Genomic DNA, 13,780 nt, shown 5'->3' on the forward strand with positions numbered 1-13,780 from the left:
TTACCCCACCTGAAGACTGCGGTGCTCTTCAATGTGCCGGAAGCCGCGCCGCCCTAGCGTCTTGAGCATGACGACTGAGGCGGTTCGGCTCGAGGCCGTGCGCAAGGAGTACGGCGGTGTGGTCGCGCTGGACGGGGTCTCGATCTCCTTCCCCCGCGGCGGGTTCACCGCGGTGATGGGCCCGTCCGGCTCGGGCAAGAGCACCTTCCTGCACTGCGCGGCCGGGCTCGACCGGCCCACGTCCGGCCGGGTCGTGCTCGACGGCCAGGACCTCGACGGCAAGAACGAGACTTACCTGACGAAGCTGCGGCGCGACCGCGTCGGCTTCGTCTTCCAGGCATTCAACCTGCTCCCGGCGCTGACGGTCGAGCAGAACGTCGTGCTGCCGCTGCAGCTGGCCGGCAAGCGCCCGGACAAGCGGCTGGTGGCGCGGATCCTCGCGCACGTCGGGCTCGACGGGCGCCGCAAGCACCTGCCCGGGCAGCTCTCCGGCGGCCAGCAGCAGCGCGTCGCGATCGCCCGCGCCCTGGTCACCGACCCCGCCGTGCTGTTCGCCGACGAGCCGACCGGCGCCCTCGACACCCGCACCGCCGCCGAGGTGCTCGGCCTGCTGCGCGACTCCGTCCGGGCGTCGGGCCAGACGGTGATCATGGTGACGCACGACCCGGTCGCCGCCTCCTACGCCGACGAGGTCGTGTTCCTGGCCGACGGCCGGATCGCCGGCCGGCTGGCCCGGCCGACCGCGGAAGCCGTCGCCGAGCGGATGACCCACCTCGGGGCCTGGGGCCGGGTGGCTGCCTGATGTTCAAGCTGGCACTGCGGACCCTCCGCCTGCGCAAGGGCGGCTTCCTGGCGACGTTCGTCGCCGTGTTCTTCGGCGCGCTGGTCGTCTCGGCGTGCGGTGGCCTGATGGAGACCGGCATCCGGTCCGAGACGCCGGTGCAGCGGCTGGCCGCGGCGCCGATCGTGGTCGGCGCGCAGCAGACGCTCAAGCTGCCGGAGGACGACCCGGCGACCCTCGAGCCCGACGACAAGCACAAGTTCGAGAACGCGACTCTCCCCGAGCGCGTCCGGCTGGACGCGGCACTCGCTGAGCGCCTGCGCGCGGTTCCGGGCGTCACGAACGTGGTCGGCGAGGTCAGCTTCCCCGCGCAGATCGGGGCCGCGAGCGCGCTGGGCCACGCCTGGGATTCCGCCGCGTTGACGCCGTACGCGCTGCAGGGCACCGCCCCGAAGCCGGGCGAGGTCGTCGTCGACGCCGGGCTCGGGCTCGCCGTCGGGGACACGCTGCCGATCGCCGCGCACGGCAGCGTCAGCCCGTTCCGGATCTCCGGGATCGCCGAGGCGCGGCAGGCCATGCGGGACGCGGCCGTGTTCTTCGCGGCTTCGGACGCGGAACGGTTGTCCGGGCACCCGGGCCGCTTCGACACCATCGGCGTCTTCGGTGGCGAGGTCGCCGCCGTGACCGCGGCCGTCGGCGACGCCGGTGTCGTGGCGACCGGTGCCGACCGCGGTGCCTTCGAGTTCCCCGAGACCGGCAAGAGCGGCGAGAACCTGATCGTGCTGGCCGCCGTGTCCGGCGGGCTCTCGGCGATGGTCATGGTGTTCGTCGTGGCGGGCACGCTGACGCTGTCGACGCAGCAGCGCCAGCGCGAACTCGCGCTGCTGCGCGCGGTCGGCACGACCCCGCGCCAGCTGCGTCGGATGGTGCTCGGCGAGGCGCTGGTCGTCGGGCTGCTCGCGGTCGGCGTCGCGGTGGTGCTCGGCCCGGTGCTCGGCCAGTGGCTGTTCGATCAGCTCGTGGAGCACGACGTCGTCCCCGACGTGCTGCGGTTCGCGCAGGGCTGGGTCCCGGCCGTGGTCGCCGCGGGCGCGTCGCTGCTGGCCGTCGTGGGCGCCTCCTTCGTGGCGGGACGCCGTGCTTCGCGGATCCGCCCCACCGAGGCGCTCGCCGAAGCCGCCGTCGAGCGGCGCTGGCTGACGCCGATCCGGCTGGTCACCGCGATCCTGTGCTTCGGCGGCGGGACGGCGCTGGGCATCGTCACGGTCGCCGTGATGACCGGCCCGGTCGCGGCCAGCACGGCCGGCCCGGCGGTGATGCTGTGGGCGTTCGGGCTCGCGGCGATCAGCCCGGGCGTGACGAAGCTGATGGCCACGCTGCTGCGCTGGCCGGTGGCGGCGCTGACCGGCGTCAACGGCCGGGTCGCGCTGCGCAACACCCGCGTCGGCGCGGTGCGGGCGGCCGGCGCGGTCACCCCGATCATGCTCGCGGTCGGCATCGCGACCGCCAACATCTACCTGCAGACCACCCAGGAAGCCGTCTCGAACCAGGCTTACACCGAGGACCTGCACGCGGACGCCGTCGTGGCCGGCCCGAGCGGGCTCGATCCGGCCGTGCTGGGGCGGGTGCGCGCCACCCCTGGTGTCACCAGCGCGTCGGAGTACGTCACCAGCACGGTGTTCGTCGAGAAGCCGTTCGACCCGGGCCAGCACGACGACGGCCGGCCCGCGCTGGGCGTCAGCGAGCTGACCGGCAACGCCGTCGAGGTGCCTTCGACGCTCGGCCACCGCGTCGGCGACACGCTGTCGCTGCGGCTCGGCGACGGCACGCCGGTGGACGTTCGGGTCACCGCTGTCGTCGACCAGCGCCCCGGCTTCGAACGGCTCGTGCTGCCCGCGGACCTGCTGGCCCCGCACACGACGCTCGGGCTCGCCCCGCAGCTGCTGGTGCGCGCCGCTCCCGGGGTCGACAGCGCGACGCTGACTTCGCGCCTTCGCGAGGCGACCGCCGGCCTGCCGGTGTTCGTCGGCGACCGCGGCACGCTGCTCGCGGCGCACGCGAAGGGCAACGAGGTGGGTGCCTGGGTCAACTACCTGCTCGTCGGGATGATCCTCGCGTACACGGTGATCTCCGTGGTGAACACGCTGGTGACGGCCACCGCACGGCGGCGCCGCGAGTTCGGGGTGCAGCGGCTCAGCGGCTTCACCCGCGGCCAGGTGCTGCGCATGGCCGGTGTCGAAGGCGGCCTGATCGCGACCATCGCGGTGCTGCTCGGGACACTCGTCGCGGCCGGCGCGATCGTGCCGTTCTGCCTGGTGGTGACCGGGTCGGTGCTGCCGTCGGGCCCGGTGACGATCTACCTGGCCGTGCTCGCCATCGCCGTGGTGCTCTCGCTGGTGGCGATCTTGGTCCCGGCCTGGGCCGCGACGCGCGGGCGTGCGGTCGACGCCACATCCGTCGGTGAGTGAACCCGGCCGTGTGTAAGACTCACGGCCGTGGCGAACCCCGGGTTGGATCAAGCGGCGAAACTCGAACTGGCCAGGCTGGTCACCGATCTTTCCGTGGTGCACGGAAAAGTGACCCTGGCGTCCGGCAAGGAAGCCGACTACTACATCGACCTCCGGCGGGCGACGCTGCACCACGCGGCCGCGCCGCTGATCGGCAAGCTCCTGCGCCAGCTCACGGCGGACTGGGACTACGTGGCGGCCGGCGGCCTGACGCTCGGCGCCGACCCGGTGGCGCTGGCGATGCTGCACTCGGCGGCGAACGACGGGGTCGTGCTGGACGCGTTCGTCGTCCGCAAGTCGGTCAAGCAACACGGCATGCAGCGGCGCATCGAGGGCATGGAGGTCCGCGGCCAGCGCGTGCTGGCGGTCGAGGACACCTCCACGACGGGCGGCAGCGTGCTCGAAGCGGTCGCGGCCCTGCGTGAGGCGGGCGCGAACGTGATCGGCGTGGTGACGGTCGTCGACCGCGACACCGGCGCGCGCGAGGCGATCGAGAAGGAAGGCCTGGAGTACCGGTACGTCCTCGGCAAGGACGACCTCGGCCTGGACTGAAACGGAGACCGGGGCGGATCGCGTGGATTCGCCCCGGTGACCACCGTCACCCAGAATCAGCGCGTGACGTTTTCCGCCCGCCGGTGTCCTCCGCCCGAGGAGGTGCCGTGACGACGACTACGCCGCTGGACGACGTGACTCTCGTCAGCCGCGCGCGGGACGGCGACGTCCGGGCGTACGAGCAGCTCGTGCTGCGCTACCAGGGGCCGATGTTCCGGCTCGCCGTCAAGGTGCTCGCCCACCGCGGCGACGCCGAGGACGTCGTGCAGGAAGTCTTCCTCAACGCCTGGCGCAAGCTCGGCCAGCTCACCGACGACGCCGCGTTCGTCGGCTGGCTCTACCGGGCCACCACGAACCGCTGCCTCAACGCGATCCGCTCGCGCAAGCCCCAGGCCGACGTCGATCTCGACACCGCCGAGTCGCCGCGGGGCGATCTTCAGCCGGAGCGGGCCGCCCAGGTGAGCGGCCAGCTCGCGGCGTTGAACGCGGCGCTGGAGCAGCTGACGCCCGAACAACGAGCGTGCTGGCTGCTGCGCGAAGTGCACGGCCGGTCCTACGACGAGATCGGCGAAATCGTCGGTGTGACCGCGACCGCGGTCCGCGGCCGGATCGCGCGCGCCCGGGCTCAGCTGGCGGAGGTGATGAAGCCGTGGCGATGACGGACTACGAGCTGCCCTGCGAGCGCGATGTCGAGCGGGTGTGGGAGCGGCTGGACGCGGTAGCCGACGAACACGAGCTGACCTGCCCGCACTGCCGGGCCGCGCGCGAAAGCCTGCTGGCCCTGCGGGAGGCCACGGCCGAGCTGGCGGCCGAGGAGGACGCGCCGTCGCCGGACCTGTTCGGGCGGATCATGTCGGCCGTGCGGGCCGAGGTGCGGCGCGGCTCGATGGTGCCGCTGCCGACCCCGGAACCCGGGTTCGTCGAGATCAGCGAGCAGGCGGTGGCGGCGGTGCTGCGGTACGCGGCGGACACCGTCGACGGCGTCCGGGCGCGGCGCTGCCGGGTGCGGACCGGGCCGGACGGCGTCGAGGTGGAACTCACCCTCGCGGTGAGCCTGCGGAACGTCGCGGGCGGCGAAGCGTTGGCGAAGGTGCGGGAGCGGGTGACCGCGGCAGCCGCGGCCCGGGTGGGCCTGACACCGGCGAAGCTCGACCTGCTCGTGGAGGACGTGTGGGAATGAGCGTTGACTACGTGGTCGCCGACCCGGTGATCGCGAGCGTGGCGGCGCGGGCGGCGATCACCACACCGGGGGTGGTGCGCCTCGAACCGGGGTTGCGCGGCCTGGTGACGGCGTGGACGCGCGCGGCCCGGCAACGCTGGAAGGGCCTCGACCCGGCACCCTCGGACGGCGTCCGGGTGCGCACCACCGACGGCCGGGTGACCGTCCGGATCGACCTCGTCGCGTCGGCGGCCGACCAGGCGGCGGCGGTGGGCCGGGCGGTCCAGCGCGCGGTGACGCGGTTCGTGGCCGAGCAGACCGGCCTGGTCGTCGACGAGGTGTCGGTGTCCATTATGGACATCGAGCCGGCAGTCCGGTGACCGCGAAGGAAGCCGCCGAGAAGATCGTCGGCGCGCTCGCGGCGGTGGACGGCCTGCGCCCGGCGGTCCCGTCGTTGCCGGTGGAGCGGGACGGCCTGGCGGTGGACCTGAGCCGGGAGGTGGTCCGGATCCGCCTGATCGCGACCCGGCTGCCGATCCCGCCGTTGCTGGACCGGGCGGCCGAAGCCGTCCGCACGGTGCTGGTGGGCACGGAGTGGGAGAACGCGCTGCTGCGCTTGGAGGTCACCGATCTCGACGGCGCCGCGTTCGCGAGACCCACGTCACAGTGAGTGCCTCCTGTCCTTTGTGTCCTTGACTACGAACGAGGCGGAAAGCCTTGTCCCGCAGGACATCCAGGGAGGAAGCCATGACGGAGACCGCGCTCGTCACCAAGCAGGGCACCACGACCATCGCCGACACGGTGGTCCAGAAGATCGCCGGCCTCGCCGCTCGCGAGGTGCCTGGCGTGCACGACCTCGGCGGCGGTGCGGCCCGGGCGTTCGGCGCCCTCCGCGACCGCATCCCGGGCGCGTCGGCCAGCGTCGGCCAGGGCGTCTCGGTCGAGGTCGGCGAGAAGCAGGCCGCGGTGGACCTGCAGGTGCTCGTCGAATACGGCGTCGCCATCGCGGAGCTGGCCCGCTCGGTGCGCCGCAGCGTGGTGACGGCGATCGAGCGGATGACCGGGCTGCAGGTCGTCGAGGTGAACATCAACGTCACCGACGTCCACCTCCCGGAGGACGACGAGCCGGCCGTCAGCGATCGCGTTGAGTGAAATCCGGCTGACCGGGACGTGGTCCGGGCGTACCGTCGGGGTATGGAAGAGCCGCCGGAACCGCAGCGGCCGGCCGACCCGAACCGGACGAAACCGGACGGTGCGCCCGACCAGTACCCGCACGAGGAGCCGACGCAGTACCCCGCGAAGCGGCCGCCGGAATTCCCACCGGGTGTAACTCCTCCGTCACCGCCCAGGTGACGGGGCTGCTCCGCTGGGTTAAAAATCACGGGCCGGGGCACTCTTGGGGGCGGCCGAATCCGCGCAGCGGAGTAAAGTCGCTGGTAGGGGGATCGGTGGAGGGGGTGCGATGGCGAAGTTCCTGGCCGACGTGACCGTCGTGGTGCACATCCTGGCCTTGGTGCTCATCGGCTTGGGCGGCTTCCTCGCCTGGCGGTGGCCGAAGCTGATCTTCGTCCACTTCTTCGCCGCGGCCTGGGGCGTCCTGGTGAACGTCACGCCGGTGCCGTGCCCGCTCACCGCGCTGGAGAACTACTTCCGGCACCAGCAGGGCCTCGGCGACCTGCCGGGCGGGTTCAACGCCTACTACCTCTACGGCACGGTCTTCCCGCAGTCGTGGCTGCCGGCGATCGGGATCATCGCGATCGTGCTGGTCGCGTACTCCTACGCCGGCGTCTACCACCGGTGGCGCCACCGCCACGACGAGGAAACCCACGTGCGCCCGGTCCACCTCGGTTAGGCGACAATCGGCGGGTGAGCACAGTACCCGGACCCACCGAGTGGGTGAGCCGCGAAGAGGTCGGCGTCGGCCCGTGGCCGGGTGAGTGGCCCGCGGACGAGCGGTACGACCCCGAGCTGCTGCGGGACGGCGACCGCCGCAACGTCGTCGACGCCTACCGCTACTGGCGCCGCGAGGCCATCGTGTCCGATGTGGACAGCCGGCGGCACCCGTTCCACGTCGCGATCGAGAACTTCCAGCACGACCACAACATCGGCACCGTGGTCCGCACGGCCAACGCCTTCGCCGCGGCCGAGGTGCACATCGTCGGCCGCCGCCGCTGGAACCGGCGCGGGGCCATGGTGACCGACCGCTACCAGCACCTGCGCCACCACGACGATGTCGCAACCCTGGTCGCCTTCGCGACCGAGCAGGGGCTCGCCGTCGTCGCGGTGGACAACACCCCGGGCTCCCAGCCGGTCGAGACGGCCGAGATCCCGCGCGAGTGCGTCCTGCTGTTCGGCCAGGAAGGGCCCGGGCTTTCGCAGCCTGCGCAGGACGCCGCGTCGCTGGTGGTCTCGATCGCCCAGTTCGGCACGACCCGCTCGATCAACGCCGGGGTCGCGGCCGGGATCGTCATGCACGCCTGGATCCGGCAGCACGCCGATCTCGGCCGCGCCTGGTGACGCCTACAGGCCCCACCCCCAGCGCAGCTGGACCACGCCGGACGCGTTGTTGGTCTCCAGACCGCTGCCGCTCTGCCGCGTGATCGAGTACGTGTCGCCGGACCGCAGGCCGGGCCAGTAGACGACACCGATCTGCCGCGACCGCGCCAGGTCCGTGGTGGCGGCGAAGTACGCGGTGAAGTTGTTGCCGTCCTGGTGCCCGGCCGAGTAGTCGAGTCCGGTCGTCATCGGGGCGCCGGCCTCGTCGATGATCGTCCGTGACGAATACGAGCCGAGCCGGTTGCTGAGGTTCGCGGTCCACGCCGAGCGGGTCGTGTCCGAGGCCCAGTAGCCGTAGAAGTGCAGTGAGAGGAGGGTGCCGTTCAATGCGCTCGCCGCGCCGACGCCCGTCACGTTGTCGTTGTAACCGGTGCCGCTGATCAGCACCCGGCCGCGCGGGATGTTCGAATGCCGGGACAGCCAGGTCGAGCAGAGCGACACCCAGTCGTCGAGGCGGTAGCCGAACGGCTCGTTCATCGGCTCGAAGTAGACGTCCCCGTTGCCGCCGTAGTCGGCGGTCACCTTGTCCCACATGGTGTTCCAGGCGTTCGGGTCGTCGACGAGCCCGTCCTTGTTCGCTTCCCAGTAGCCGAAGATGACCTTCATGCCGTGGGACAGGGCCGAGTCGGCGGCGCCCTTGTACCGCCCCCACCAGTCCGAACTGACGCTCTGCGGGTTGATCGGCAGCCGCACGGTGTTCGCGCCGAGCTTCTGCTGGAAGCCGGTGATGATGCCGTCGGCCTTGCCGCGGACGCTGTCGTAGCTGTCCCCGGCGGTGAGGCCGGTCGGGATCACCCAGCCGTCGACGTAGTTGTCGCGGGCGTCCGCCCAGTTGACGCCGCGGAACGCGTTGGTGGCGGCGAAAGCGCTTTCCGGAACGGCGAAGAGAGGAACGAGCAGCAGGACGAGCAGGCATTGACGAAGAAGACGGGCCATGCGAACTCCGATGTTCACGTAAACATGCCGCGTCGAGAATCCTCGACCGCCCGCCGGACGTCAAGGGTCAGACGGGGGTGACCTCGACCGGGATTCCGTTCAACACCGACGTTCCGGACGGAACGTCCAGCAGCGTCTCGTCGGCGACCAGGTTCGAATTGACGCCGGGGTTCGCGCGGGCCACCCGCGTCCGCGAGCCGTCGACGTCGTGGCCCCAGCCGTGCGGGATGCTGACCACGCCGGGCCGGATCTCGTCGGTGACCTCGACCGGGACCTGCAGTTTTCCGGCGCGGGACGTCACCGAAGCGAGGCCGCCGTCGGTGAGGCCCAGGCGGGTCGCGTCGGCCGGGTGGATCTGGACCGTGCACCGGTTGCCGCCGCGGATCAGCGGTTCGAGGTTGTGCATCCACGAGTTGTTCGAGCTCAGGTGCCGCCGCCCGATCAGCACGAGGCCGTCTTCCGCGGGTTTCGCGAGTTCTTCCCGCAACCGCGGAACGTCGGCGACGACCGGTTCGGGCGCGAGTTCGATCCGGCCGGACGCCGTGCACAGCACCTCGGGGATCCGCGGCTGCAGCGGCCCGAAGTCCATCCCGTGCGGCGCGGCTTCGAGGTCGGCCAGCGTGACGTCGTAGGGGCCGGCGCGCAGCAGCAGGTCGACCAGCCGCGCGGGCCCGGTGCGCTCGCCGGCGACGGCGACGTCGAGCCCGTTGCGGCGTGCGGTCTCCCCGGCGACGAAGTCGTCCAGCGCCGCGACGTCGGCTTCCGGGCCCTGACCGGCGACGATGCCGGTCAGCCGCAGCATGGTCTCCCACTCCTGCGGCAGCGCCGACGGCAGGGTGGCGGGGGTCCAGTTGGCGATGTTGCGGATGGACAGCTGGTAGAAGGCCAGGTCGAAGTGCGGGCGCTCGAGCGGCGACGGGCCGGGCAGGATGACGTCGGCGTGGCGGGACGTCTCGTTGAGGTAGACGTCGACCGAGATCATGAAGTCGAGGCTTTCGAGGGCCGCGGCCAGCCGGCCGGCGTTCGGTGTGCTGAGGCAGGGGTTGCCGCTGACCGTGATCAGCGCCCGGACCTGGCCCTCGCCCGGGGTTTCGATCTCGTCGGCGAGCGTCGCGACCGGCAGTTCGCCGACGACCTCGGGCAGGCCGCGCACGCGGCTGCGCCAGCGCCCGACGGCGAACGGCCGCCGGTTCCCGGTGGGCTGGCACGCGGCCAGCGGGAACATCGCGCCGCCCGGCTCGTCGAGGTGGCCGGTGAGCACGTTGAGGACGTCGACCAGCCAGCTCGCGATGGTGCCGAACACCTGGGTCGTGGTGCCGATCCGGCCGTAGACCACGGCGTTTTCCGCGTCGGCCAGCTCGCGCGCGAGCCGGCGGATCTCCTCGGCGTCGATGCCGGTGCGCGGGGCGACGGCTTCCGGGGTGAACGGCTCGGCCAGGGCGCGGACGTCGTCGAGGCCGTTGAGGTGTTCTCCGAGGCGTCCGGGACTGACCCGGTCTTCCGCGAACAGGACGTGGACCAGCGCGAACAGCAGCAGCGCGTCGGTGCCGGGCCGGATGGCGTGGTGCTCGTCGGCGAACGCGGCGGTGCGCGTGCGGCGCGGGTCGACGACGACGATCTTGCCGCCGCGCTCGCGGATCCCGCGCAGCCGCCCGCGGATGTCCGGCGCGGTCATCAGGCTGCCGTTGGAGACGAGCGGGTTGGCGCCGAGGATCAGCAGGTGCCGCGTCCGGTCGAGATCGGGCACCGGGATGGCGAGCGGGTCGCCGAACATGGTGCCGGCGGAGTAGTGCTTCGGCAGCTGGTCGACGGAGGTGGCGCTGTAGAAGTTCCTGGTGCCCAAGGCTTTGTAGAGCACGCGGCCGTAGAGCGTCAGCGCGATGTTGTGCACGCCGGGGTTGCCCGCGTACACCGCGACGGCGTCCCGGCCGTGCTCCTCGAGGATCGGCGGGAGGCGGCGGGCGATCTCGTCGTAGGCCTCCTGCCAGCTGACCTCGACGAACTCGCCGTCGCGCTTGAGCAGCGGGGCGGTCAGCCGGTCGGGGTCGTGGTGCAGCGCGCCGAGCGACGCGCCCTTCGGGCAGATGTAGCCCCTCGAGAAGACGTCCTTCTCGTCACCTTGGACGCGCGTGACCTGCTGGTTCGCGTCGAGCGTCACTTCGAGCCCGCAGGTGGCTTCGCACAGCGGGCAGGTGACGTGGGCCGTCGTCATGACCACTGAACATACCGAGCGGTATGTGGATGGGCAAGGCACGATTGCGACATGGACGTTTCGGCCGCGGAACACGCGGTGACTTCGCGGCACCTGCGCCGGGTGTGGGCGCTGCCCGGCACGGTCCTGGGTCGCAGCCGCTGGCCGGCTTCGGCGGACCAGCGGCTGCACTGGCACTGGAACTACTGGTGGCAGGCCCACTTGCTGGACACACTCGTCGACGCCCAGCTGCGCGCGCCTTCCCCTGCGCGCCTGGCGTCGATCCGGTCTTTCGTGCGCTCGGTCCGGCTGCGCAACTTCGGCAAGTGGACGAACGACTACTACGACGACATCGCGTGGCTCGGCCTTGCGCTGCAACGGGTTTCGGCGTTGGGTATCGACGTCGGCCCGGCACTGGCGGCGATCGACGCGCAGTTGCTGTCGGGCTGGACGGCGGCCGCGGGCGGCGGAATCTGGTGGCGCCGAGGTGACGACTTCAAGAACGCCCCGGCCAACGGCCCGGCGGCGATCTTCCACGCCCGGTCCGGGAACCTCTCCCGCGCTCGCGAGCTGACCTCGTGGCTGACGTCCACATTGGTCGATCCGGCGTCCGGTTTGGTCTGGGACGGGGTCCGGGCGGACACGGGCGAGCTGGTGAAGCACATCTACACGTACTGCCAAGGGGTGTACCTCGGCGCGTGCCTGGAATTGTCCTCAATGGACGACGCGGCCCGGACCGTGCGGGCGGTGGCGGAGCACCTCGCGCCGGGAGGTGTCATCCGCGGCCAAGGCGGCGGCGACGGCGGGTTGTTCGCGGCGATCCTGGCCAGGTACCTGGCCTTGGCGGCTCGTTCGCTGCCGGATCCGGAAGCCTCGACGGCCCGGTCGCTGGTCCTCATGTCGGCGGAGGCGTGCTGGGCGGGCGCCGCCGAGGGGCCGTTGTTCAGCGCGTATTGGGACCGTCCGGCACCCTGGCCGTTGCCGGAGGACGCCCCGGAGCGGGACCTGTCGGTCCAGGTGGGCGGCTGGATGCTCCTCGAAGCCGCGGCGACGCTGTCGTGAGTGGTAATTCGGGTTAGAACCCTAATTACCACTCACGACGTCAGCAGCCGCAGGAGGCGCCGTGGAGGAATTTCGGGGTCAGCCACACCGACTCCGGCGGCCGGTCCGGGTCCGCCATGCGGGACATCAGCAGCTGTACCGCCCGCCGGCCCATGTCCGCGATCGGCTGGACCAGGGTCGTCACCGCCGGGCTCACGCGGCGGGCCCAGTCCATGTCGCCGTAGCCGACCACCGCGAGCTCCGAGCCGATCCGGATGCCCCGGCGGTGGGCCTCGTACTGGACGCCCACCAGCATCGACTCGTCCGCCACCACGAGCGCCGTCGGGGATGGCCAGCCGTCCAGGAGCTTGGCCGCGGCCCGGGCCGCGCCGCCCGAGTGCGAAAACCCGCTCTCCACCAGCTCGCGGTTGAACCGCAGCCCCGCCTGCTCCAGCCCCAGCCGGTAGCCGCGGATGCGCTCGCGGCTGACCTCCATGCCCTCGTCGCCAGAGACCAGGCCGATCTTGCGGTGGCGGCGGTCGGTCAGGTGGCGGACCAGCGACGCCACCGCGTGCACGTTCTCCGTGCCCACCTGGTCGACGTCGTTGCGCGCGGCCACCCGGTCCACCAGTACCGTCGGCACGCCCATCCGCACCAGGCCGTTGATCACCGCTTCGTCGCCGGCCGAAGGCACCAGCAGCACGCCGTCCACCAGGTCCGCGCGCAGCGCACGGACCACTTCGGCTTCCTCGCCCGCGGTGTTCTCGGTGTCCGCCAGCACGACGTCGCAGCCCGCCTGCGCCGCGGCCGCCCTGATCGCGCGCAGCAGCTCACCGGAGTACGGGTGCGCGTGCACACCCATCGCGACGCCGATCCGGTAGGTGACCGGGGGGTCCCACAACCGGAGGTCCGGCGAAAGTGCGGTCATAAGCCCTCGCAGACGCTCAGCCGGAAACGTATCCGCTGAACGGCCGCGCGGAGGTATCAGGAACCCAGATTCACTGAAGTGAGTGAACCGGTGGGCAGCCGCACGACTCGCGGTGACGCAGAGTGGGTGGCAGCCGGACCGTTTCGGCCTTGCGCCCGGGGTCGTTGATCCGGGCCAGCAGCAGCCGCACGGCCTGCCGGCCGATCTCCTCGATCGGCTGTGCCATCGTCGTCAGCGGCGGGTCGACCAGGTCGGCCCACTCCACGTCGTCGTAGACCACCACCGGCAGGTCGCGCCCGATCCGCAGCCCGCGCCGCCGCGCCTCGTGCAGCACGCCGACCATCATGCTGTCGTTGCCGACCACCAGCGCCGTCGGCGGCTCGGGCAGCGCCAGCAGCGTGCTCAACGCCAGCGCGCCGCCCTCGCGCGAGGAGTTTCCGCAGGCCACGAGGTCGGACGACCAGGTGAGCCCGGACCGGCCGAGTCCCAGCCGGTACCCGAGCACCCGCTCCTCGCTCGTCGACAGCCCGGGCACGCCGCTGATCATCCCGATCCGCCGGTGCCCGAGCGTGGCCAGGTGCGCGGTCAGCGCCGACGTCGCCTGGATGTTCTCCGAGCCGACCTGGTCGACGTCGGTACGGGTGGACAGCCGGTCGATCAGCACGGTCGGCACGTCGAGGGACACCAGCTCGCCGATCACCGGGCCGTCGCCGGGCGCCGGGGTGATCAGCAGGCCGTCGACGCGACGGGAGCGCAGCGCCCGCACGGTGTCACGTTCCGTGTCCGCCGCGTCGTGCGTGTCGGCCAGCAGGACGGTGTAGCCGTGCGCCGACGCCTCCCGCTCGATCGCCTGCATCAGCGTCGCGAAGTACGGGTTCGCCACCAGGGAGATCGCCATCCCGATCGACCGCGTCCCGCCGGTGACCAGCGAACGCGCGATCGCGTCGCCGGTGTAGCCGGTCGTCTCGATCGCCCGCAGCACCGCCGCCTTGGTGTCCTCGGCGACCGCGCGCGTCCCGTTCACGACGTGCGAGACGGTCGTGATCGACACGCCCGCGAGCTCGGCGATGTCCCGCTGGGTCGGCCGCGAAGACTTCGATTGGGGCATACCCATCCTTTCCGGCAAGCG

General features: G+C 71.9%; 15 protein-coding genes. 11 read left to right on the plus strand and 4 right to left on the minus strand.

The features are described 5' to 3' along the window. The first annotated feature begins 67 nt into the window (after positions 1 to 67). The 10 genes from ACWED2_RS32835 (at position 68) to ACWED2_RS32880 (ending at position 7,516) form a co-directional block, all read left to right on the plus strand. Entirely contained in the window at positions 68 to 802 is a 735-nt protein-coding gene (locus tag ACWED2_RS32835) for an ABC transporter ATP-binding protein (protein ID WP_449694381.1), read from the plus strand. Next, complete coding sequence (locus ACWED2_RS32840; protein ID WP_449694382.1) at positions 802 to 3,249, plus strand: ABC transporter permease; 2,448 nt, start codon at positions 802 to 804, stop codon at positions 3,247 to 3,249. The genes ACWED2_RS32835 and ACWED2_RS32840 overlap by 1 nt, the downstream gene beginning before the upstream one ends. Before the next feature lie 27 nt (positions 3,250 to 3,276). Then, positions 3,277 to 3,840, plus strand: coding sequence for an orotate phosphoribosyltransferase (gene pyrE / locus ACWED2_RS32845; RefSeq protein WP_449694383.1), 564 nt, complete (start codon positions 3,277 to 3,279; stop codon positions 3,838 to 3,840). A 107-nt stretch (positions 3,841 to 3,947) separates the two neighbouring features. Beyond that, positions 3,948 to 4,499 (plus strand): RNA polymerase sigma factor, encoded by a 552-nt coding sequence (locus ACWED2_RS32850; RefSeq protein WP_449694384.1) that lies wholly within the window; start codon positions 3,948 to 3,950, stop codon positions 4,497 to 4,499. Next, the gene (locus ACWED2_RS32855; RefSeq protein WP_449694385.1) at positions 4,490 to 5,020 is read left to right on the plus strand and encodes an Asp23/Gls24 family envelope stress response protein; all 531 of its coding nucleotides are present in this window, start codon (positions 4,490 to 4,492) and stop codon (positions 5,018 to 5,020) included. Before ACWED2_RS32850 ends, ACWED2_RS32855 begins: the two co-directional genes overlap by 10 nt. Continuing rightward, positions 5,017 to 5,379, plus strand: coding sequence for an Asp23/Gls24 family envelope stress response protein (locus ACWED2_RS32860; RefSeq protein WP_449694386.1), 363 nt, complete (start codon positions 5,017 to 5,019; stop codon positions 5,377 to 5,379). The genes ACWED2_RS32855 and ACWED2_RS32860 overlap by 4 nt, the downstream gene beginning before the upstream one ends. Continuing rightward, a complete protein-coding gene (locus ACWED2_RS32865; protein WP_449694387.1) occupies positions 5,376 to 5,669 on the plus strand; it encodes a hypothetical protein in 294 nt (97 codons plus the stop codon). Before ACWED2_RS32860 ends, ACWED2_RS32865 begins: the two co-directional genes overlap by 4 nt. A gap of 77 nt (positions 5,670 to 5,746) precedes the next feature. Further along, entirely contained in the window at positions 5,747 to 6,151 is a 405-nt protein-coding gene (locus ACWED2_RS32870) for an Asp23/Gls24 family envelope stress response protein (protein WP_449694388.1), read from the plus strand. Between the two features lie 310 nt (positions 6,152 to 6,461). After that, positions 6,462 to 6,851 carry a DUF2784 domain-containing protein gene (locus ACWED2_RS32875; RefSeq protein ID WP_449694389.1) on the plus strand — a complete coding sequence of 130 codons (390 nt, stop codon included), beginning with the start codon at positions 6,462 to 6,464 and terminating at the stop codon, positions 6,849 to 6,851. 14 nt (positions 6,852 to 6,865) lie between these two features. Beyond that, positions 6,866 to 7,516, plus strand: coding sequence for a TrmH family RNA methyltransferase (locus ACWED2_RS32880; protein ID WP_449694390.1), 651 nt, complete (start codon positions 6,866 to 6,868; stop codon positions 7,514 to 7,516). A 3-nt stretch (positions 7,517 to 7,519) separates the two neighbouring features. Here the strand turns inward: ACWED2_RS32880 and ACWED2_RS32885 are convergent, their stop codons facing one another. Together ACWED2_RS32885 and ACWED2_RS32890 are read right to left on the minus strand one after the other, a co-directional pair. After that, positions 7,520 to 8,491: a cellulase family glycosylhydrolase gene (locus ACWED2_RS32885; RefSeq protein WP_449694391.1), complete on the minus strand. Its 972-nt coding sequence runs from the start codon at positions 8,489 to 8,491 to the stop codon at positions 7,520 to 7,522. A gap of 67 nt (positions 8,492 to 8,558) precedes the next feature. Next, positions 8,559 to 10,703, minus strand: a complete 2,145-nt coding sequence (locus tag ACWED2_RS32890) for a molybdopterin-dependent oxidoreductase (protein ID WP_449694392.1) — start codon at positions 10,701 to 10,703, stop codon at positions 8,559 to 8,561. Between the two features lie 51 nt (positions 10,704 to 10,754). Here ACWED2_RS32890 and ACWED2_RS32895 point away from each other — a divergent pair, with 51 nt between their 5' ends. Then, positions 10,755 to 11,744, plus strand: coding sequence for a glycoside hydrolase family 76 protein (locus tag ACWED2_RS32895; protein WP_449694393.1), 990 nt, complete (start codon positions 10,755 to 10,757; stop codon positions 11,742 to 11,744). A 40-nt stretch (positions 11,745 to 11,784) separates the two neighbouring features. On the opposite strand, the gene ACWED2_RS32900 is transcribed toward ACWED2_RS32895, so the two are convergent. Next, positions 11,785 to 12,651, minus strand: a complete 867-nt coding sequence (locus ACWED2_RS32900) for a LacI family DNA-binding transcriptional regulator (RefSeq protein WP_449694394.1) — start codon at positions 12,649 to 12,651, stop codon at positions 11,785 to 11,787. A gap of 70 nt (positions 12,652 to 12,721) precedes the next feature. Next, positions 12,722 to 13,759, minus strand: a complete 1,038-nt coding sequence (locus ACWED2_RS32905; protein ID WP_449694395.1) for a LacI family DNA-binding transcriptional regulator — start codon at positions 13,757 to 13,759, stop codon at positions 12,722 to 12,724. Positions 13,760 to 13,780: the final 21 nt, after the last annotated feature.

Source organism: Amycolatopsis sp. NPDC005003 (assembly GCF_053600695.1).